This window comes from Saccharothrix deserti (assembly GCF_009769385.1).
Classification (GTDB): domain Bacteria; phylum Actinomycetota; class Actinomycetes; order Mycobacteriales; family Pseudonocardiaceae; genus Actinosynnema; species Actinosynnema deserti.
Map to the genome: position 1 here is coordinate 396944 of NZ_VKAB01000008.1, position 20369 is coordinate 417312.

General features: G+C 65.9%; 23 protein-coding genes and 1 tRNA gene. 17 read left to right on the forward strand and 7 right to left on the reverse strand.

What is annotated here, in order from left to right; all coding sequences use genetic code 11:
* Window positions 1-302 precede the first annotated feature (302 nt).
* The 3 genes from FM051_RS19180 (at window position 303) to FM051_RS19190 (ending at window position 5392) form a co-directional block, all read left to right on the forward strand.
* Window positions 303-545 (forward strand): hypothetical protein, encoded by a 243-nt coding sequence (locus FM051_RS19180; RefSeq protein WP_158844977.1) that lies wholly within the window; start codon window positions 303-305, stop codon window positions 543-545.
* Between the two features lie 645 nt (window positions 546-1190).
* On the forward strand, window positions 1191-2468 hold the full coding sequence (locus FM051_RS19185) for a pentapeptide repeat-containing protein (RefSeq protein ID WP_158844980.1): 1278 nt from the start codon (window positions 1191-1193) through the stop codon (window positions 2466-2468).
* 1340 nt (window positions 2469-3808) lie between these two features.
* On the forward strand, window positions 3809-5392 hold the full coding sequence (locus FM051_RS19190; protein ID WP_158844983.1) for a pentapeptide repeat-containing protein: 1584 nt from the start codon (window positions 3809-3811) through the stop codon (window positions 5390-5392).
* Window positions 5393-5487: 95 nt separating this feature from the next.
* On the opposite strand, the gene FM051_RS19195 is transcribed toward FM051_RS19190, so the two are convergent.
* Complete coding sequence (locus tag FM051_RS19195) at window positions 5488-6420, reverse strand: NAD(P)-dependent oxidoreductase (RefSeq protein ID WP_238412486.1); 933 nt, start codon at window positions 6418-6420, stop codon at window positions 5488-5490.
* A 49-nt stretch (window positions 6421-6469) separates the two neighbouring features.
* Window positions 6470-7318: a GntR family transcriptional regulator gene (locus FM051_RS19200; protein WP_158844986.1), complete on the reverse strand. Its 849-nt coding sequence runs from the start codon at window positions 7316-7318 to the stop codon at window positions 6470-6472.
* A gap of 188 nt (window positions 7319-7506) precedes the next feature.
* On the opposite strand from FM051_RS19200, the gene FM051_RS19205 reads away from it, so the two are divergent.
* The 12 genes from FM051_RS19205 to FM051_RS19260 all read left to right on the forward strand — a co-directional run bounded on the left by FM051_RS19205 (window position 7507) and on the right by FM051_RS19260 (window position 16233).
* Window positions 7507-7752 (forward strand): hypothetical protein, encoded by a 246-nt coding sequence (locus tag FM051_RS19205; RefSeq protein ID WP_158844988.1) that lies wholly within the window; start codon window positions 7507-7509, stop codon window positions 7750-7752.
* Window positions 7752-8228, forward strand: a complete 477-nt coding sequence (locus FM051_RS19210; protein WP_158844991.1) for a Pycsar system effector family protein — start codon at window positions 7752-7754, stop codon at window positions 8226-8228. Before FM051_RS19205 ends, FM051_RS19210 begins: the two co-directional genes overlap by 1 nt.
* Window positions 8228-8518: a hypothetical protein gene (locus FM051_RS19215; protein ID WP_158844994.1), complete on the forward strand. Its 291-nt coding sequence runs from the start codon at window positions 8228-8230 to the stop codon at window positions 8516-8518. The genes FM051_RS19210 and FM051_RS19215 overlap by 1 nt, the downstream gene beginning before the upstream one ends.
* An 18-nt stretch (window positions 8519-8536) precedes the next feature.
* Window positions 8537-8704, forward strand: a complete 168-nt coding sequence (locus tag FM051_RS19220; RefSeq protein ID WP_158844997.1) for a hypothetical protein — start codon at window positions 8537-8539, stop codon at window positions 8702-8704.
* 95 nt (window positions 8705-8799) lie between these two features.
* Window positions 8800-8979, forward strand: coding sequence for a hypothetical protein (locus FM051_RS19225; RefSeq protein WP_158845000.1), 180 nt, complete (start codon window positions 8800-8802; stop codon window positions 8977-8979).
* Complete coding sequence (locus tag FM051_RS19230; RefSeq protein WP_158845003.1) at window positions 8972-9262, forward strand: hypothetical protein; 291 nt, start codon at window positions 8972-8974, stop codon at window positions 9260-9262. Before FM051_RS19225 ends, FM051_RS19230 begins: the two co-directional genes overlap by 8 nt.
* 168 nt (window positions 9263-9430) lie before the next feature.
* The gene (locus FM051_RS19235; RefSeq protein ID WP_158845006.1) at window positions 9431-10333 is read left to right on the forward strand and encodes a DUF2637 domain-containing protein; all 903 of its coding nucleotides are present in this window, start codon (window positions 9431-9433) and stop codon (window positions 10331-10333) included.
* Window positions 10330-12498, forward strand: a complete 2169-nt coding sequence (locus tag FM051_RS19240) for an FtsK/SpoIIIE domain-containing protein (RefSeq protein ID WP_158845009.1) — start codon at window positions 10330-10332, stop codon at window positions 12496-12498. Before FM051_RS19235 ends, FM051_RS19240 begins: the two co-directional genes overlap by 4 nt.
* 282 nt (window positions 12499-12780) lie before the next feature.
* Window positions 12781-13365, forward strand: coding sequence for a DUF2742 domain-containing protein (locus FM051_RS19245; protein WP_158845012.1), 585 nt, complete (start codon window positions 12781-12783; stop codon window positions 13363-13365).
* Window positions 13362-14645, forward strand: coding sequence for a DUF3631 domain-containing protein (locus FM051_RS19250; protein WP_238412487.1), 1284 nt, complete (start codon window positions 13362-13364; stop codon window positions 14643-14645). Before FM051_RS19245 ends, FM051_RS19250 begins: the two co-directional genes overlap by 4 nt.
* 2 nt (window positions 14646-14647) lie before the next feature.
* The gene (locus tag FM051_RS19255; RefSeq protein WP_158845015.1) at window positions 14648-14833 is read left to right on the forward strand and encodes a helix-turn-helix transcriptional regulator; all 186 of its coding nucleotides are present in this window, start codon (window positions 14648-14650) and stop codon (window positions 14831-14833) included.
* Complete coding sequence (locus FM051_RS19260) at window positions 14830-16233, forward strand: tyrosine-type recombinase/integrase (RefSeq protein ID WP_158845017.1); 1404 nt, start codon at window positions 14830-14832, stop codon at window positions 16231-16233. The genes FM051_RS19255 and FM051_RS19260 overlap by 4 nt, the downstream gene beginning before the upstream one ends.
* A gap of 132 nt (window positions 16234-16365) precedes the next feature.
* Here the strand turns inward: FM051_RS19260 and FM051_RS19265 are convergent.
* Window positions 16366-16446: transfer RNA gene (locus tag FM051_RS19265), tRNA-Tyr, on the reverse strand.
* 123 nt (window positions 16447-16569) lie between these two features.
* On the opposite strand from FM051_RS19265, the gene FM051_RS19270 reads away from it, so the two are divergent.
* Together FM051_RS19270 and rfbA are read left to right on the forward strand one after the other, a co-directional pair.
* Complete coding sequence (locus tag FM051_RS19270; protein WP_158845020.1) at window positions 16570-17061, forward strand: YajQ family cyclic di-GMP-binding protein; 492 nt, start codon at window positions 16570-16572, stop codon at window positions 17059-17061.
* Entirely contained in the window at window positions 17058-17930 is an 873-nt protein-coding gene (rfbA, locus tag FM051_RS19275) for a glucose-1-phosphate thymidylyltransferase RfbA (RefSeq protein ID WP_158845023.1), read from the forward strand. The genes FM051_RS19270 and rfbA overlap by 4 nt, the downstream gene beginning before the upstream one ends.
* A gap of 13 nt (window positions 17931-17943) precedes the next feature.
* On the opposite strand, the gene htpX is transcribed toward rfbA, so the two are convergent.
* The 4 genes from htpX to FM051_RS19295 are packed head-to-tail and all read right to left on the reverse strand — an operon-like array spanning window position 17944 to window position 20336.
* Complete coding sequence (htpX, locus tag FM051_RS19280; protein ID WP_158845026.1) at window positions 17944-18804, reverse strand: zinc metalloprotease HtpX; 861 nt, start codon at window positions 18802-18804, stop codon at window positions 17944-17946.
* A 20-nt stretch (window positions 18805-18824) separates the two neighbouring features.
* The gene (locus tag FM051_RS19285; RefSeq protein WP_158845029.1) at window positions 18825-19301 is read right to left on the reverse strand and encodes a 4Fe-4S binding protein; all 477 of its coding nucleotides are present in this window, start codon (window positions 19299-19301) and stop codon (window positions 18825-18827) included.
* Complete coding sequence (locus tag FM051_RS19290) at window positions 19294-19920, reverse strand: NADH-quinone oxidoreductase subunit C (RefSeq protein ID WP_158845033.1); 627 nt, start codon at window positions 19918-19920, stop codon at window positions 19294-19296. The genes FM051_RS19285 and FM051_RS19290 overlap by 8 nt, the downstream gene beginning before the upstream one ends.
* Window positions 19917-20336 (reverse strand): NADH-quinone oxidoreductase subunit B, encoded by a 420-nt coding sequence (locus FM051_RS19295; protein ID WP_158845035.1) that lies wholly within the window; start codon window positions 20334-20336, stop codon window positions 19917-19919. Before FM051_RS19295 ends, FM051_RS19290 begins: the two co-directional genes overlap by 4 nt.
* Window positions 20337-20369: the final 33 nt, after the last annotated feature.

Consider the following 20369-nt stretch of genomic DNA (forward strand, 5'->3'; position numbering starts at 1 on the left):
GTGGGGCTCTGGCGCTCTCAGACGTGGACGAGTTCCTCGCGGGACGTCCGCGCCTCGTGGCGGCCCCGACGAACGGGCGGCAGCGGGCCGATCGGAGCGCCGACCGGTCACGGGTAGTTCGGTTGGGCTGAACAGCGCAACCGGTCGGCGTGGCGTCGTGGTCCGAACAGGTCCTAAGAGGAGAGTGGGAGCGACGTCGTCCACCCGAGTGAAGTCGCCGCGGCGGGGTACTCAAGGTGCGGGTCGAGACCTCCTACAAGACGAGGGAAGCAGGGATGGGAAGGACGGGCGAGGGGGTCGCCATGACCGTTGTCAGGGAGCTGTCCGGTCGCGCCAAAGCCATGCTCCGCGCCGTTGCGGCTGGTCGGGGTCAACTGTCCGGGGGACGCGAGCCGGACCTGTACGTCGACGGGTTGCCGTGCTGCGACCAGACGGTCACGCACGACCTGGTGCGCGCGGGACTGTTGCGGGCTCGCCGAGCGGTGGGTCTGGACGAGCGCACGGACGCGGAGCTGACCGAAGCGGGAAGAGCCGCGATCACTTAACCCTCGAACAGACGTTCGATATGGGTTATGCTGCATCGCGAGGCCGACACGCAAGCGAGAGGAAGCGCTTGCGCGTCGGCCTCACCTACGTCACAGGCCACGGGACCACGCCCTACCGCAGTCACGCACCCGCGCGCCGCTCAAACCCACTCCTCCCCCCGAGACCCAACGATGCGCGACAGCGCGAGGTGACCACTTACGAACGGGGGTCCGGGGGCAGAGCCCTCCGGGCGGGGTCTGGGGGGTCGCACCCCCAGGGGACACAACGCGAAACCCCTGCTCGCGCATTCTGCGAGCAGGGGTTTGCGTTTCGTGTGGCGGGTAGAGGATTCGAACCTCTGTAGCTTTCGCGACGGATTTACAGAGTCCCACGAGGACTACTCCTGACCAGTGCTTACAGCTCTCGGCACGGCCACTTCGGTACACACTCGGTACAGGCACCGCCTGGAACCCCTTCCCAGCAAGCCGACCGGGCCGGCTGGCGCACGTGGGAACGGAGCCACGTAGACCCGCGATGATTCGGACATGCCCGAGGACCGTTCCACTCCCGCGCCGTTACCCCGTCCCACACCCGGCGACCAGTCCGCTGTTCGCTCACCCGTACCGCTGCCGGCGCCGACCGCGTCACGCGCACCGTTGGAGCCGATGCCGCGCAGGGTGATCGCGACCGTGGCCGTCCTGATCGCCACAGCCACGATCGGCCTGGTGGTGGTGCTGTGGTGGGCCGGCACCGCAGGCCTGTCCGGCGCGGAGCTGGTGAACGCGCGGTTCAACGCCTTGCGCACCGGGTTGAGCATCGGGGTCGGAGGCGGTGGCATCTTCGCGCTGTACCTTGCGTGGCGACGCCAGCACGCCACCGAAATCGGACTGGTGCAGAAGGAACGCGACCAAGCTGACGTAGCCCGCGCCTACGAATTACAACGCGAGACCGCCGAGCACGCCCGTCAGCACGCCGAACGCGTCGCGGCCACGACCGAACGCGACGCCGAGGCCCGCCGGATCACCGACCTGTACGCCAAGTCGGTGGAGCAGCTCGGGTCGGACAAGGCCCCCGTCCGTCACGGTGGCCTGTACGCCCTGGAACGCCTCGCACAGGACCACCCCGATAACCGCATCCTGCGCCAGACCGTGGTCAACATGCTCTGCGCCTACCTCCGCGCCCCCTTCGAACTCCCCGGCGACCCCCCAGACGCCAACACCGACCGGGCCGTACGCGACGAGCACCGCGAACAAGTCCAGGAACGCGAGGTCCGGCTAACCGCCCAACGCATCCTCACCACCCATCTAAGCCCCGGCGATGATGCCGACCACCCCGTGACGACCTTCTGGACAGACATCGACCTTGATCTCACCGCGGCAGTCCTTATCGACTGGGATATGGAGGGCTGCCTACTACACAATGCGACGTTCCACCAGGCAACCTTCACTGGGCACGCAGGGTTTGACGGGGTGATATTCACTGGGCACGCCCGGTTCAACGGAGCGAAATTCACTCGGTATGCAGGGTTCAACGGAGCGACTTTCGCCGAGGAGGCCCGGTTCGAGGGAGCGAAATTCGCCGCAAACGCAGGGTTCCGCGACGCGACATTCACGGGGTACGCAGAGTTCGACAACGCGACGTTCAAGGGGGACGCTTGGTTTAACGGAGCGAAATTCGCCGCAAACGCAGAGTTCGACGACGTGACATTCACGGGAGACGCAGGATTCGACAACGCGACATTTACCGGAAAAGCCCGGTTCAAGGAAGCGATATTCCGTCATTCTCCGAGCATGTCGTCATTATCGTTATGGCCCGCCGGGTGGAGATCCTCTTTTGAGCACACAGCCATCGAAGGTCGCGAGGGTACTTGGCACCGCATTTTGATTTTTGACGGAGGATCCGAATCCTTTGACGACCCAAATTCTGAACCTGCTGGCGACTGATCCCCAGAGTCCCGTACGAACCGCTCTGACCAGCGCTTACGACTCTCGGCATCGTCATTTCGGTACGTATCCGGCACAGACGGCCCTCAGCGACTCCCCGGGCCACGCCACGGGCACCTGACAGCGCGCTACGGGCCGCCGTTCACTCCACCCCGCCGTGTTCGCCCGTCTGCGACCCACTGAGGGCACGCTGAGAAGCCCGCTGCCGTAGCCGCACGTGGCCGTCTCCGAGATCGGTAACTTCGGTAACTGCGGTAACCATGCAGGTCAGAGGCGTGGCAAAAGGTAACCGACCAAGATCAGGTTACCGATCAAAAGGTAACCGGGCCGCCTGGGCGCTGTCCGCGGTGCGAAGCCAGCCGACCGACACGAGGCACAGGCGAAAGCAGACCAATCTCGGCAGTCGGTCACGTCCGCCACTGCCCTCTTCGGACATCGGTAACTTCGGTAACTGCGGTAACCGCGCAGTTCGAAGGCTTGCGAAAAGGTAACCGAGCAAGACCAGGTTACCGATGGAACGGTAACCAGCCGACGCAGCTGACGCCACCTACTGGACCAATGCTCTACGCAAACAGAAGTGCAGGAAGGTCTCCACAGCCGACAGCAAAGCGCTACGGCCAGGAGGACGAGACGATGTCGCATCGCTGCCGCAGACCCGCCGGGTTACCACTCAATCGGTAACCTGATCTTGGTCGGTTACCTTTCGGCAAGCCCCTGACCTGCACGGTTACCAAGGTTACCAAAGTTACCGATTCCAGAGACGGCCACAGGCGTGCCGCCTCAACGCGTGTCGCCCGCGGCTCCAGCGGAGTGTCGTCACGGTCTACTCGGATGCGCAATCGCGCCGCCCGAACGGCGACCGCGTCCACTTCCCGTTCGACCACCGAACTGGCCTCCGCGCCGATCCTCGGTTACCTTTCGATCGGTAACCTGATCTTGGTTGGTTACCGATCCACAAGCCTCTGACCAGCGCGGTTACCGAAGTTACCGAAGTTACCGGTCCCAGAGACGGCTAGCCGCCAGTGCGTGTCGCCTGCCGAACTAGCTCGGAGACGCCTACTGTCGTCCGATGCTCGACATGGCCCCACCGAGGCGTGTATGACACGACGCCGCCCGAGTCGGCAAAGGATCAGGACGACGCCCCAGAGCGGAAACCTGAGACGAGATGCCGCTGGTCGCACCGTTGGAGCAGTCGGCGACCTGCTAACGAGCGGGCCTCTCGATTGCAAGCCTCTTAACCTCACGGGTGCTCCGTTCACAGGTCACCCGTGTCCTCGCCTCACTCGACTTCGAGCACCTGCACTCTCATAGCAAGCGAACCCACCGTGAGGAGAGAACGATTGCGACGGAAGCAGAATTCAAGCAAAGCTAGTACCCCTGATAAGATTCAACTTAGACCACTGCGCTGGTGGTGGGTTGCCTCCTCAGGGGCAGTAGTAATCCTCGCAGGAATTAGTACCGGTGTCTGGCTTTGGCATCAGGCACGCACCCTACCAGATCTTGAGCGAATCAAGACGCAAGCAGAATCTACCCGAATTGCGTTGACCGCCGCAGGAGGCGTAGGAGCAGCCCTTGCTCTACTATTGGCATTTCGACGCCAACGTTCAACGGAGGCATCCAATCAAGACGTTCAGCACGATGCGACAGAAAAACGCGTCACCGAACTCTACACTAAAGCCATTGAACAACTTGGTAGCGACAAAGCCGCCGTACGTCTGGGCGGCCTATACGCCCTGAAAAGATTGGCCCAAGACTCCCCTGGCCAGCGAGCGACAGTCATCGAGGTTGTATGCGCGTACTTGCGAATGTCAACTTCAAGCGACGTTGTCCTCGAATCTAGCGAAACCGAAGGAAAAGGAGAAGCTGAACCACTACCCGAACGATCGCAAGCAGAAGAGCACCAAGTTCGCCTGGCCGCCCAAAGCATCCTTTCAACGCATTTGGATGCCAGTCGGATCGAGACGTACTGGGGACCACTACAGGTAAACCTGACGGGAGCAAGGCTTGCCGATTTTGACCTTACCAACTGCGTGATTGGCCCCATAGATCTATCATTCGCCACCCTTGTCGGCAACACCGATGCAAGGGAATGCACGTTTACGAAATCAGCAGACTTCACTAGAGCAAATTTTCAGCAAAGTGTCAGATTTGACAAATCCGACTTTCAAGGAGAAAGCACCTTCGAAGGTGCGACCTTCAAAGGATTCGCAGACTTCGAAGAGGTCATCATGCAAAGATCGACTTCATTTTTGGATGCAAGCTTCGACGATATTTCGACATTTCGAAAAGCCCACTTTCAAGACGAGATTACTTTCACATCGACAAAGTTCGCTAGAGAAGTAAACTTTTCGACGGCCACTTTTGGCGGACGAGCTGAATTCATCGAAACAAACTTTTCAGGATCTGCCACCTTCGCAAAGAGCACCTTCATCAACGAAGTCGTCTTCTACGAAGCAAAATTCCTAGGGTCAGCCCACTTCTGGAATACTACATTCGCACGCGATAGCATATTTTCTAGGGCCATGTTCCGCGCCGGAACATCGTTTGTTGCCTGCGCTTTTATGAATGACACGCTCTTCAAGCAAGCCGAGTTTTGGCGCACAGCAGACTTCAGCTCCTCATCCTTTCCAGGTAAAGCAATCTTCGAAGGCGCAAAATTTATCAGGGGTGCACTTTTCAACAGGGCGGAGTTTTGGGACGCGATAACATTCCGATCAGCGCAGTTTTTGGGAGCATTGCGACGTCTCGAACCAAACTCTATCGACCGGGCAAACTTCACTGACTGCATCATTGCAATGAGCGCTCTATCGCAGCACGAGTTCTGGTGGTCACCACAATTTGCACTAGCGGGCATTCAGTTGCTCGGTGAGGACTGGGGAACCCTCGTGCACGCGGATAGTCTACCGGCCATCGAGGCACGCTAGGAGAACATCATCAATACCCGTTGAGTGCCCTGCATTGCAAGGTTAGGAAATAACCCTGATACGAGAAGCACTTTCCGATACAACTCTATACCCACTCATGTCGATTTCCCTGGCACAGCATTGAGCGGAACACGACCACCGAGGAAATCGGCAACTTGCTCAAGGGCGACCGTGTAGCAGAGAACGTTAACACCTGGGACCGTTCGGGCAGAGTGAGGACTAATTATTACACCAGGACTGCTCCACAACGGATGCCCCGCCGGAAGAGGCTCAGGATCGGTAACATCTAGAGCGGCACGCAACCGCCCACTCTGGAGCTCGAAGACCAGGGCCATGGTATCCACTATTTGCCCGCGACCTGCGTTTACAACCAATGCGCCATCGTCCATGCGTGCGAGAAACTCAGCATTTACGAGGCCGCGGGTTCTATCGGTGAGCGGAGCAGTGATCACCACTACATGTTGGCCCCGGACCAGACTCGGAAGCTCTACAGCTCCGTGTATGCCTTCGCGAGCGACACTAGCAACGAGCGTGCAACTTGCATTGAACGTTTCCAGCCTACGAGCGACGGCCAGTCCGATGCTGCCAGCACCTACGATCAGAACGCGTTTGCCATCAAGTGTGTCCGCGGCAAATCGTCGGTGCGCCCACACTTCCGCATCCTGAAACCTTACCAATGCCGGCCACTGTCGATATTGTGCGAGAATTGCCGACAGCACCCACTCAGATACCGGGCCAGCATGGGCACCGCGAGCACTCGACAAGATCACATGAGCGGGTATACGCCCTGCCCATTCGTCTACGCCTGCCGATAGAAGCTGAACCATGCGGAGGTGGGGCAACTGTTCAAGCAGTGGAATTGGACGGTGACTGCTCCGGTACGGCGGAATCAGGATCTCGGACTTGCCCTGCTCATCCGTCAACTCAGAGACGTTCGGGTCATAGGTGCATACCTCGATGCCGTTCAGGCTGGACAACTTCTCCGCGCCTACTTCGTCGTCAGGCTCGCTGCTGACGAGTACCTGCATCGCTCCTCCTGCAACAGCGGTCAGTTCGTTCGGACCAGCGGTTTCGGGGTCAGCCGTTACCGGCCACAGTCTTGACTAGCTCCCGCGCTTGGTCCTGCAAAGGTGCTCCAGACGCGCTGTTGTCGATGACGGAGTGTTCCACCGGCGGACGGAAGTCGACGTCAATCGCGGACAGGTAGTCAGTCCAATTGCTGAGCTTGGCTGCGTCGCGTGCTGCTCCACGGTGCCGAATATAGGTGTGCATGGTGTCCGCGTCGCAATAGACCCAGACAAGCGACACTTTCGCGCCCATGTCCTTGCAGGTCGCCTCAATTCGGTTCAGCCAGGCAAGGTCTTTGAACTCCTTGATGAACGGCGCTGTGACGATCGCGCTGTTGCCGCATTGGACGTTCTCTGTCAACGCGTTGATGAGCGCTTCGTACTCGCGCGGACGAATGCGTGACAGGTACTCCGGCGACTCTCGATCGTGAGGCGAGCACCCGAGAATCTCCAGAGCAGCTTCGACAACCGGACGCGTAAGGGTGTCCTTGTCGAGCATCGACCACCCGGTTTCGCGCGCCAGCACTCGACCAAGTTCGGTCTTGCCGCTGCCCGCGTACCCACCGACCAGCAGCACGCGCGGTGTGTGCACCCGCACGTCGGTGTGGGCGGCCTGGTCGGGTGCGTTGACGACGCGTCCCGCCCGCGGCTTGCTGATGATCACGTTCTCGCTCGCGAGAAGCTTCATGGCTTCGTTGATCGTGAAGACGCTGACGTCCCACTGCTGGGCCAGCTCGCGCGTAGACGGCAAGGACTGCCCGTCGCGGAGTAGACCGGCCGCTATCTGGTTCCTGATGTTCCGCGCTACCTGGTGGTGCAAGGACTCGCCACGCGAGACGCGTGGGTTCTGGCCAGTCATGCCGCCTCCGGATCGCTTGACTCAGACCAGCAGCATATCAGCTACCTAACAGTGAGAGGTCTGACGTTTGCGCAGGTAGAAGCCCTGTCATCAGGTAAATTCGGCCTAACAGTTGACCTGCTAACCATTCAACTGTTAGCTTCCTCTCTGTCGCCACTGTGGCGGCCACCACACAGGAGGAAGCTCCGATGGACTTCGACCAGTTCAGCCCGGACGGGCTGACGGAAGACGCGATCGACGCACTGATCAGGGACGTTGCCGACGAGTTGGCCGACGAGTCAACGGAGTTGGCCGCGGCCATGTTGGAACTGTTGGACGGCCCGGCACGCAACCGGATGGAGCGGCGGACCACGGAGCGCAAGCTCGGCGGCATCGTGCGAGTCCTCCGCGTCCACAACCCGCTTACGGACACGACCTTGGCGGAGGCTGCGTGATGGCCGAGGTTGCCGAGCGTGTAGCCAAGCGGGTGGAGTCGGCACAGTCCGAGGTGGCCGACCAGATGCGACGGGCGGACACCAAGGCCGCAACGCTGCTGCCGTTGTTCGGTGGGTTCCTGGCCGGTGTGGTGGCGCTGACCACGCGCCCGCTGCCCTGGGCCGCCGAGTTGCTGTTGTGGGTTGCCACGGCCCCGGCCCTGGTCAGCGTGGTCGTGCTGCTGACCGTGGTGCGCCCGTGGTTGAGCAAGGACGACGGCTACGGGTTCGGCTACCTGGCCGGGTTCGCCGAGAAGCCTTCAGATCTGCTGGGCGAGTTCGACCGCCAGACCGGGGTGACGGCTCAGGCCGTGGACGTGGTGCGGCTCTCGGTGCGGGTGAAGACCAAGTACCGGCGGGTCCGCGCGGCGGTGGACGCCCTTGTGTGCAGTGCGGTGCTGTTGGCGGCTGCGCTGGCCGTGGTGGCGGTGTCGTGATGGCGGTGACTCAGAACGACCTGGGCAGCCAGGCACACCGGTTTCTCGTCATGGACGGCCGCCAGGTCGGCGTGGACTTCGCCGCGCTGACCGCCGTGGTCCGCGACATCGTCACCCGCGAGGTGAGCGCCGCCGTCCCGTCGCCGAGCGACCTGACCGCCGCACTGGCCGCCTCCGATCTGGCGTGGAGCGCCGAGACCGGCGACGAACTCTCCACCCCGGACTACCTGCGCCACCTGGCCACGACCGCGTGCCGCGTCCTGGACACGACCAACCTGCACACCGCCTGACCAAGGAGAACGACAGCCATGAGCTTCATCCACGACAAGGTCAACCAGGCCCTCAACGCCAGCAAGAACGGCGACGCCCAGGGCGTGAAGCAGGCGTTCAACGAACTGCTCGCCGAGAACGACACCAGCCCGCGCGAGACCTTGCTCAAGGTCTACGACCTGGTCATGCCCGACGACGCCAAGTGAGTTCGCCCGGACCAGCGGCCCGGAACCGCCAAGAACCAACCCGCTGGTCCGGCCTACCCCAACACCGCCCAGAGGGCGGGTCAGGAGATCCCAGCATGTCGAGCACGACGACAACGCACAACCCGGCGTCCGGGGCATCGGTGGTCGAACCCGCCGCCCGCGCCGCGTTCGTCCAGAAGTACCCCGGTCGGTCGTGGGACAACGCCCCGGCCTACCTCAAGGACTCGTTCCGGCTCACCGAGCGGCAGCGCGCGGGGGTGGCCGACGATGAGTGAGCTGATCGCCACCGTTCCGGCCCCGTTGCTGCTGTTGGCTGCACTGCTGGCTCTCGTCGCAGTGATCGCGATGTGGAAGCTCGTCGCGACCGCCGGACTGATCGGCGTGGGTCAGTGGGTGCTGATCACCCAGACCGACGACCCGGCCGCCGCGGTTCTCGCCCTCGGTCTTCCCGCGCTGGTCACCGCTCTGGCTGTGTCTCGGCTGTTCAGCCGCTCCCGGCACGCCGAGATGCGTTCGCTCCGTCCGTCCCGTCAGCCGCACGTGGGGGTGTCCCGATGAGCACGTGGGCCGAGAACCGCCGCGCTGACAAGGTGGTGGCCGCTGAGCAGCGCCGTGCGGATCAGGCGCTGTTGTTCGAGCAGCGTCGCGCCGATCAGGAGGCCGAGGCCAAGCTCGCAGGCTCGGAAGGATGCCGCCCGCGCCCGCCGGACCGCCCAGTGGACGGCGTTGACCGGGTGGCTGCGTACCCACACCCTCGACCTGCTGTTCGTGCCGGTGATCGTGGTTCCGGCGGTGCTGGCGTGGACCGCGATGGCCGACTACGGCCGTGAGGTGTTCGGGCCGGTCGGGACGTTGTTGCCGCTGTTCTCCGAGGGTGCGATGTGGACGTTTGCGTTCGCCGTGCCGATGGCGCAGCGTGCGGGCCGGTCGACCGGGTGGCTGCACCTCGGTACGTGGGTGTTCGCCGCAGTGGCCGCTGTCCTGAACTACGTGCACGGCTCGACCGTGGCGCACGGTGTGGTCATGGCGCTGGTGTCAGTCGGTGGCGTCATCGTCCACCAGCTCGTCACCGCGTCCCCGGCCGGAAAGCGTCGTACCCGTGCCGAGCGTGACGCCCGTCGGCTCGACCGGCAGGCCGCTCGTCGGGTGCTGGCAGTGCGCCGTGCCGCGCTGGACCAGGCGGTGGCGGAGCTGTCCGCAGACGGCACGGCCACGCTCGTGCACCGGCCCGGCCTGGTCGCCTACCGGCGCCGGTGGGGACGTGCCCGCCTGGTGCCGACCACCGTTCCCGGTCTTCCCGTCGCCGACTTCGAAGACGATTGGACCGACGAGATCAGCGAGTACCTGACCGCGCTTCCCGCGCCACGCTCGGGTGACGAGCGGAACGGCCGGAACGGGTCCGGTAGTGCGGAAACGCTCCCGGCGGAGATCACGGACAAGGTTGCGACGTACGCGGCGAAGGTGCGTGCCGCGATCGACGCCAAGCAGCTTCCCGCGCGTCCGTCGCAAACCCAGGTCCGCACGTTCCTGCGTATCCGGGCCGCAGTGGCTGTCGAGGTTCACCGCGCGCTGTTCCCGACCGACACCGACCCCGGTGACGACGACCCCCGTCAGGCGGTGACCGCATGAGCACGCCCGAACCGATGGATGACGACATGGGCAACGTGGTGCCGCTGCGCCGTGCCGAGTCCACCCGTACCACCCCGCCCGGTGCGGAGGTGGAAGCGGACACGGCGGTGGCCGGGGAGCTGCTGACGGCCGACCGTGAGGCCGAGCTGGCTCGCCAGCGGGCTGCCGACACGGACGCCCGTACGCGGACCGAGGTCGCGCGGGACGTGGCGGCGACGTTCGGGAAGTCCGTGATGCGTACCGGGTACCGGGTGTACCGGGGACACGAGCAGTGGCTGACCCACGCGGTACAGGCCGCGACTTATGCCCACTACCGCGAGCGGATCGCGGCGGCACGGGCGCAGGGTGATGCGGCCGGTATCGCCGAATGGCAGGACCGGTTGCGGCAGGCCAAAGCCGACCGGCGGGACCGGATCTCCGGCGCTCCCCGGACGGTTCTGGCGCTGGTGCGCACGGTGCTGCTGGCCGTGATCGTGCTGTTCGCGGTGCTGCTGATGATGGGCGTGTCGGTGCACCTGTGGGAAGGCGGCTGGACGTGGTCGGAGTGGTGGGGCTTCGTCACCGCCACCGGCGACATCATCGGCACCGTGATCATGCTCGGCGTACAGGCCGCGATCATCGGCGTTCCGGCCGTGTGGCTGCTGGCCGCACACCGCGCCGGAGCGTCCGCCACCGACGTGCCCGCGTGGGCCATGTCCCCGACTCAGCGGGAGGAGACGCACCGCGTCGTCACCCCCGGCGGTATCGGCGAAGCCCTTGTGCACCTGGGCATTCCGGCGCTGAACAAGGCCATCAAGGCAGGCTGGACGGTGGAGTTCGCCACCCCGCCGGTGCGGGTCAACCAGCGCGGCTACCAGGCCACGTTCTCCCTGCCGCTCGGCGTGACCCCGGACATGATCAGCGACAAGCGGGACGTGTTGGCGCGCAACCTGCACCGCGATCCGATGGAGGTCTGGCCCAACGCGGCTGAGCGCGCGGGGTTCGTGGACCTGTGGGTTGCCGACCCCGGTCTGTCCACCAAGCCCGCACCCGCGTATCCGCTGCTCAACGCCGGTACTGCCGATGTGTTCATCGGCGTGCCGCTGGGTGTGTCCCAGCGTGGTGACGTCGTCGCGCCGCCGCTGGTCTCCTCGAACGTGGTGTTCGGCGGGATGATGGGTCAGGGCAAGTCCAACGCGGCCCGCGTGCTCATGCTCGGCGCGGCCCTGGACCCGTTGGCCGAACTGTGGGTGTTCGTGTTCGCGGGCAACGGTGACTTCGACGCCTACCAGCCCCGTCTGGCTCGCTACGAGCGCGGCACTAACGCGTCCGTTGTGGACTCGGCGGTGGAGTCGTTGCGGGAGCTGTACGACGAGGTCGGACGCCGTGAGGCGCGGCTTGCCGAGTTGGGTGCGAAGAAGGTCACGCGCGGACTCGCCGAGAAGTACCCGGACCTACGGCCGATCGTGGCGCTGTTCAGCGAGTGCCACGAGCTGTTCGGCAGCGCCCAGGGCGAGGAAGCCGCGGAACTGGCGGTGCAGACCCTGCGCCGTGCCCGCAAGACCGGCATCATCCTCGGCTTCGATACCCAGTCGTCACGAGCGGACGCCATCCCGCCGAAGATCGTGGAGTTGGTCCAGCTCAACGCCTGCTTCGCGGTGAAGTCGTGGCGCAGCAATGACGGCTTCCTCGGCGACGGGTCGTTCCAGGCCGGTATCCGGGCGACCGAGCTGCGCGCGGGCAAGGACCGGGGGACGTCGATCCTCACCGGCGCGACCGCCGAGCGGTTCGAGGTACTGAAGTGGTTCTTCATCCAGGTCAACGACGACACCGGGTGGGACGCGGCGACCGAGGTCATCGAGCGTGCCATGACCAAGGTCCACCCCGCCGTGGTCGTCGGCACCCCGGAGCGCGCCGCGCCGCCGGCTCCCCGCGACATGTTGGAGGACGTGTCCGAGGTACTGGGACACGACGTGGTACCGGTGGCCGACGTGCCCGCGCTGCTGGCCAAGCTCGCACCCGACTGGGCTCCGTACCGCAAGCTCAACGGCAAGCACCTGCGCGAGCTGCTGGCCGCCGAGGGCGTCAAGGTGCCCTCGACCGGCAACCGCTACCCCGTCGATCCGGTCACCGTGCGTGAAGCGCTGGCCAAGCGCGCCACCCGCGACCTGGACGACGAGGACTAGCCGTCACGGCACCGGGTTAGGTCCCGCGACTCAGTCCGCGGACCTCGAAACCGCCTCTGAACAGGGCTTCCACGGCGGGACCTAACCCGGCTCATCGGCTAACTAACTCCAGCTCACGCACATGATCACGCCAGTGGGCACGGCGAGTTAGGAACCTAACTCGATCACGGCGACCTAACTCCCCGCCACTGCCTCAGCAACTTCTCGGCGAACCACCTCACGCGTCGTTCGCCTCCCCTCGCACGTCCACCTGTCGTTACTGACAGTCACCAAAGAGGTGTCATGAGCAACGTCTCTCCCGCTCGTGCTCGACGTCCATTCTGCGACCCGGACGCCGTCCGCCCGTGGAACCGCGCGCCGAGGTTCGACCTCGACGCCGTCCGCCGGTGGGCCGAACCGCTGTTGCGCCGTGCCCATGCCGCCGCACCGCGCCGACCGCTCACCGGCCCGCACAGCCTCATCCCGTTGGCCGGTAGCCCGGAGTGGATCGCGCTGGCCGACTCCGACCCGCGCAAGCCCGCAGCCGTGGTGCTGGCTGCGCTAGCTCGCCTGGAGGAGTCCACGGCGCACGCCATCGCTCAACGTGTGGCCGCGGACTGGGCCGACGCCCAGGTCGGTCACCGCGAGCGTGCACGGGCTGTCGCCACCGCGCCGGATCAACTCCCGCACATCGTCGGACACCAGCCGTTCTGCCTGTCCGCCAAGCGAAAGCTCGTCAGCGACCTCCCGTGCGGACACCTCGGTTGCACCACGCTCGTGCGGTTCGTCCACCCGTTGGCCGACGAGTTGGCCGCTCGCCTTCCCGACACGTCGTGGGTGCGCTGTGTCCGTCACGACGGCACCACGTCGTTGGCGGTGGCCGCGTGAACGGCCACGTACCGCACTCCACCGACCCAGGTTCGCCGCTCGTCACCTGGGAGACCGTCGAGCACCAGGCCCGGAAGGAAGACGGCATGAGCACCACCACCGGCACCACGGCGACGCACCACAGCGAGGCTGAACGGCCGGGGCTGCGACTGCTGACCCCCGACACCACCACGGGCACCGCTCGACAGCTCGACGGCGCACAGGTGCTGGACGACGTGCGGGAGTTCCTGTCTCGGTTCTCGGCGTTCCCACATGAGCACTGCGCGCCGATGCTGGCGCTCTGGTACGCCCACACATGGGCTGTGGAGCAGTTCTACGTCACGCCGCGGCTGGTGCTGTCATCCGCTGAACCCGGATCAGGTAAGACCCGCGTTCTGGAAGTTGCCCAGTACCTGGTCAAGTCGCCGGAAATGACGTTCTCGGCAAGCCCGGCCGCGCTGTTCCGCATGGTCAGCAGCGCGCCGATCACGATCCTGTTTGATGAGTTCGACGCCATCTTCAGCAAGGCTGGCAACGGGAACGAAGACCTCCGCGCACTGCTCAACGCTGGGTACAAGCGGTCCGCCACCGTCGCCCGGTGCAAGGGCGACGCCAACAACATGGTCGTGGAGCGGTTCGCCGTCTACGCACCGGCGGCACTCGCCGGGATCGCCGGCGGAATGCCCGCCACCATCACCACACGCGCCATCACGATCAACCTGCGTCGCCGACGCCGTGAAGAGCGTGTGGACGCGTTCCGCGAACGCCTGGTGGCCATCGAGTCGGCACCAATCCGGGAAGCGCTCGCTGAGTGGATGACCAGCGTCGGTGAACAGGTCGGGACGGCCACGCCGGTGATGCCCGAGGGCGTCACCGACCGACCGGCGGAAATCTGGGAACCGCTGTTGGCGATTGCCGACGCGGCCGGTGGGCACTGGCCGGAAACCGCGCGTGCCGCGTGCCGGTACTTCGTCGCAGAGGCCACCACCGTGCCCGTGTCGGACGGCGTCCGGTTGCTCTCCGACCTCCGGACGTTGTTCGGCGATCGGCACGCCGACCGGCTGAGCACGGTGGAAATCCTGTTGGCGCTCCACGAGCTGGACGAATCGCCGTGGGCGGACTTCCACGGCAAGCCGCTCAACGCCCGCGCGCTATCCGCCGAGCTGAGGGCGTACGGGGTGAGCGCGAAGGCGTTCAAGCACAACGGCGGCACGGTCAAGGGCTACGTGGTCAACGGGGAGAACGGGCTCGCCGACGCCTGGTCGCGCTACCTGCCCGCCGAACACAAGGGGGAGAACTAGCCATGGCTCGACGTGAGCTGTTGACCGTCGCCGAGTTCTGCGCCGAGTTCAAGGTGGCGCGCTCGACCTTCTACGACTGGCTGGCCAAGGGCACCGCACCGCGGGTCCGGAAGTTGCCGAACGGGCAATTGCGGCTCGACCGCCGGGACATCGACATGTGGTTCGACGGACAGGAAGTGGCCGCGTGACCGACACGAGCTATGACGTGCGGATTTACGTGATCGACGTCTACAAGGGCAAGCAGAAGACGACGCACTGGGTTCAGTGGTCGGTGGCACGGAAGCGGTTCAAGGAGCCGTTCCGGACGTCGGCGTTGGCTAATAGCTTCCGCTCGGAGCTGCTGAGCGCGGCCAACAAAGGTGAGGCGTTCGACCGAGATAGCGGGCTCCCGGTGTCGATGGTGCGCAAGACGAACACCACGTCGTCGTGGTTCGCGTTCGCGTGCTCGTTCGTGGACATGAAGTGGCGGGACTCGTCACCGGGGCAGCGCCGGACGATTGCCGACGCCTTGACGCCCATCACTTCAGCGCTGCTCACGGGGACGCGCGGCAGGCCGGATGGGGACGTGCTCCGCAAGGCAATGCGGGTGGCGTTCAACGCCAGCCGCCGCGACGCCCGACAGCCGGCGGACGTAGCCGCGGCACTGGTGTGGCTGTCGCAGAACACCCGACCGGTGGCCGACTTGGCGAAACCGGATGTGCTGCGTGCGCTGCTGGCGGATGTCGAACAGAAGTTGGACGGCACGCGTGCCGCGCCGGACACGATTCGGCTGCGTCGGATCACGCTCGGCAGCGCGCTGAACTACGCGGTGGAGAAGGAGCTGCTGAGCGCGAACCCGCTGAAAGAGGTGACGACGAAGAAGCGGAAGAACGTCGCCCACCAGGTCGACCGGCGTTCGGTGGCCAACCCCGTCCAGGCCCGGACGCTGCTCCAGGCCGTACCCGGCAGCGGGCGGACCGGTCGGAAGCTCGTGGCGTTCTTCGGCCTGATGTACTTCGCCGCTCTGCGTCCCGAGGAAGCCTCCGTGTTGCGTCGCAGCGACCTGGTCATGCCACCGCGGGAGTGGGACCAGGAGGTGGGCCGGTGGCGGGTCACTCAGTGGGGTGACATCCACCTGGCTAAGGCCGCACCCGAGATCGGGGCTGAGTGGACCGACAGCGGCCGACGCAGCGAGGAACGAGGGCTGAAGCACCGAGAGGACGGTGAAGGCCGCACGGTGCCGCTCTCGCCCGATCTGGCGGTGCTGCTGTACGAGCACTTCGACACCTTCGGCACCGAACCGAGCGGCTTGCTGTTCGTCGCTGAACGCGGCGGCCGGATCGGCAGCTCGACCTACGGGCGAGTGTGGGCTCTGGCGCGCGAAGCGGCGTTCACGCCCGACGTGGTGGCGTCACCGCTCGCCAAGCGGCCTTATGACCTCCGTCACGCCTGCGTCTCGACGTGGCTCAATGCGGGTGTGGAGGCACCGCGAGTAGCCGAATGGGCCGGACACAGCCTGAACGTCCTTATGCGGGTCTACGCGAAGTGCCTCGACGGAGGGGAGGAACGAGCGCGCCAGCTCGTTCAGGCCGGACTGGGTGCCGCGTAGGGATGGCGGAAACTTCGGTACGTCCTCGGTACAGCCACCCGTAGAACGCCGGTTCCGGCCGGACACAGCTGGACAACACGAGAAAGGCCCTGCGACCAGTTCTCGCTGGTCACAGGGCCTTTCTCGCTGGTGTGGCGGGTAGAGGATTCGAACCTCTGTAGCTTTCGCGACGGATTTACAGTCCGCTCCCATTGGCCGCTCGGGCAACCCGCCCCGCCCCCGGTGGTGCCGGGTGCGGTGGAGACAATACATAAGCCCGTGGGGGCCTGCGCAACCGGGATACCCCGGTAGGCTTCCTGGCGGTTCCAGACCCACCGACGCGGAGGTACCGGGCACGTGGCAGATCCGTCGTTCGACGTGGTGAGCAAGGTCGACCGCCAGGAGGTCGACAACGCGCTCAACCAGGCCGCCAAGGAGCTGAGCACGCGGTTCGACTTCCGCGGCACGGGGACTTCGGTGTCCTGGGCGGGCGAGGAGGCGATCACGTTCCAGTCCGAGACCGAGGAGCGCTGTCGCGCCGCGATCGACGTCTTCCAGGAGAAGCTGGTCAAGCGCGGCATCTCGATGAAGGCGTTCGAGATCGGCGACCCGGCTCTCTCGGGCAAGGTGTTCAAGGTGACCGGCAACGTGGTCCAGGGCATCTCGAGCGAGAAGGCCAAGGAGATCGCGAAGAAGGTTCGCGAGGAGGGCCCCAAGGGCGTGCAGGCGCAGATCCAGGGCGACCAGCTGCGCATCACGGGCAAGAAGAAGGACCACCTGCAGGACGTGATCGCGCTGCTCAAGAACTCCGACTTCGGTATCGCCCTCCAGTTCACCAACTACCGGTGAAGGGCATCGTCCTCGCGGGCGGTAGTGGTACGCGCCTGCACCCGATCACCCAAGCGGTGTCGAAGCAGTTGCTGCCCGTGTACGACAAGCCGATGGTGTACTACCCGCTTTCGGTGTTGATGCTCGCGGGTGTGCGCGAGGTGCTGCTCATCTCGACGCCGGTCGACCTGCCGCTGTTCCGCCGGCTCCTCGGTGACGGCTCGCAGTTCGGCTTGAGCATCGAGTACGCCGAGCAGGCCGAGCCGAACGGGCTGGCCGAGGCGTTCATCATCGGCGCGGACTTCATCGGCGACGACGACGTGTCGCTGGTGCTCGGCGACAACATCTTCTACGGCCAGGGCTTCTCCAAGCTCCTCCAGCACAACGTCGCCGCGCTCGACGGCTGCGTGCTGTTCGGCTACCCGGTGAAGGACCCGGAGCGCTACGGCGTCGGCGAGATCGACTCGGACGGCAAGCTGATCAGCATCGAGGAGAAGCCCGCTCAGCCGAAGTCGAACAAGGCCATCACCGGCCTGTACTTCTACGACAACGGGGTCGTGGACATCTCCAGGTCGCTCAAGCCGTCGGCGCGCGGCGAGTTGGAGATCACCGACGTCAACCTGGCCTACCTGCGTGAGGGCCGGGCGAACCTGGTGGACCTGGGCCGCGGTTTCGCGTGGCTGGACACCGGGACGCACGACTCGATGCTGGAGGCGGGCCAGTTCGTGCAGGTGCTGGAGCACCGGCAGGGCGTGCGCATCGCGTGCCTGGAGGAGATCGCGCTGCGGATGGGCTTCATCAGCGCCGACGAGTGCTACGCGCTGGGCGAGAAGCTGGCGAAGTCGGGCTACGGCCAGTACGTGATGAACGTCGCACTGGAAGCCCGCTGAGGCCGCCGGGACCTCAGTACTTGCGGGCCAGCTCTTCCAGTCGGCGGACGCGGTCCGCGATCGGCGGGTGGGTGGAGAACAGCCTGGCCAGGTTCTCCCCCGCCCGGAACGGGCTGGCGATCATCAGGTGCGACTGCGCGACCACGGCCGGTTCGGGCGCCAGCGGTGCGGCACGCGTGCCGTAGTCGATCTTGCGCAGCGCCGAGGCCAGCGCCAGCGGGTCGCCGGTCAGCTCCGCGCCCGACTCGTCGGCCTGGTACTCCCGGGACCGGCTGACGGCCATCTGCACGATGCCCGCGGCGATCGGGCCGAGCACGGCGATGAGCAGCAGCGCGAACGGGTTGGGCCGGTCGTCGTCGCCCTCGCCGAAGACGCTGGCGAAGATCGCCAGGTTCGCCAGGGTGCTGACCGCGCTGGCCAACGCGCCCGCGACGCACGAGATCAGGATGTCGCGGTTGTACACGTGCGACAGCTCGTGCCCGAGCACGGCGCGCAGCTCGCGTTCGTCCAGCAGTTCGAGGATGCCGGTGGTGCAGCACACGGCGGCGTTGCGCGGGTTGCGGCCGGTGGCGAACGCGTTCGGGGCGATCGTGGGGCTGATGTAGAGGCGCGGCATGGGCTGGCGCGCGGTCATGGCCAGCTCGCGGACTATCCGGTACAGCGCGGGCTGCTCCACCTCGGACACCGGCCGGGCCCGCATGGCGCGCAGCGCGAGCTTGTCCGAGTTGAAGTACGCGTAGGCGTTCAGGCCCAGCGCCAGCAGCAGGCCGATGACCAGGGCGGTACGCCCGAACAGCGAGCTGATCGCCACGATCAGGCCGCCCATGGCACCGAGCAGCAACGCGGTCTTCAACGCGTTGTAGTGCTTGTGCACGTCGCTTCGCCTCCGCCGGTCTACGTCCTCTCCCTCAACGTCCCCGGCCGGCGCGGGGTTCCAGAACCAGGGCGTGCGGGGCGTGTGGCGGTGGTCTCCGGTGCGGGTTCGGCGCCCGCGTCGAGCGGCGGCGGTGGCGGCACGTGCGCGACCCACGTGCCCAGCACGTCACGTTCGTGGACGAGTTCGGCGACCGCGCCGTCGCCGTCCTGGCTGCCCGTGCCGGGGTAGGAGAAGTCCGGCGCCCAGTGCAGGGCGTCGAACGGGCACGCCTCGACGCAGATGCCGCAGTACAGGCACTGGCCGTAGTCGATGGCGAACCGGTCGAGCACGTTGCGCGCACGCGGTCGGGCCGAGCCGGGCTGTTCCTCGACCTCGGTGTGCGAGTCGATGTGGATGCACCAGTCGGGGCACTCACGGGCGCAGATCATGCACACCGTGCAGTTGGCTTCCAGCAGCGCGATCACGCCGCGCGTGCGTGGGGGCAGGTCAGCCACGGGTGTCCTCCGTCTGATCGTCGGCGCCACTGACGGCGCCACTGACGGCACCACCGACGGCCTCGTAACGCGGTCCCCACGAGGGGTCGGGCACGCCGGGCGGCGCGGCGCGCCTGCGGCTGGGTGCGGACGTGCCGTCCTCGCCCGGTTCGAGCCGGCCGGGCCACGGGCGCACCACGCGCGAGGCCAGCACGAAGTCCTTGCGCAGCGGGTGGCCGCTGAAGCTGTCCGGGAGCAGCAGGTGGGCCGGTTCGCCGTCGGCGAGGGTGATGCCGAACATCTCCACGGCCTCGCGTTCGTGCCACGCCGCGCCCGCCCAGAGCGCGGCGACGCTCGGCAGCACGTCGTCCGGGCCGAGTTCGGTGCGCAGCAGCACGCCGTTCTTGGTGTCCGGGTCGAGCACGTGCAGCAGCACGGCGTGCCGCTGTCCGACGGCGCCCGGACGGCCGGCGTCCTCGACGCCCAGCCAGTCGAACTGCGTGCAGCCCAGCTCGTCGTGGGCGTGGCGGGCGGCCTCGGACCACGCGTGCAGCGGCACGTGCGCGGTGGTCTGGCCGAACGCGGTCTTGGCCTGCGCGTCGGGGATGCGGGCCGCCAGGTCGGCCGAGGCGGCGCTCACGACACCAGCCGGTGGAGTGCGGCGAGGCCGTCGAGCAGGGCCTCGGGACGGGGTGGGCAGCCGGGGACGGCGATGTGCACGGGCAGCACCTGGTCGATGCCCTTGGTGACGCTGTAGGAGTCCCAGTACGGGCCGCCGGTGTTGCTGCACGCCCCGACGGAGATCACGTAACGGGGTTCCGGCATCTCTTCGTACGTCTTGATCACCGCGGGCAACATGACGTCGGTGACGGTGCCGGAGACGACGAGCACGTGCGCCTCGCCCGCCGAGTGCACCGGATCGACCCCCAGGGCTTCGAGGTGTTCCGGGCGGTGGCCTTCGAGCGCGGCCATGACCTCGACGCCGCAGCAGGCCAGCCCGAGGTCGAGCACGGTGACCCGGTACGTCGTGCCCCAGTCCAAGGTGGAAACCGTCACTCGGGTGAGGTTAATACGTGGGGGCCCGCCGGG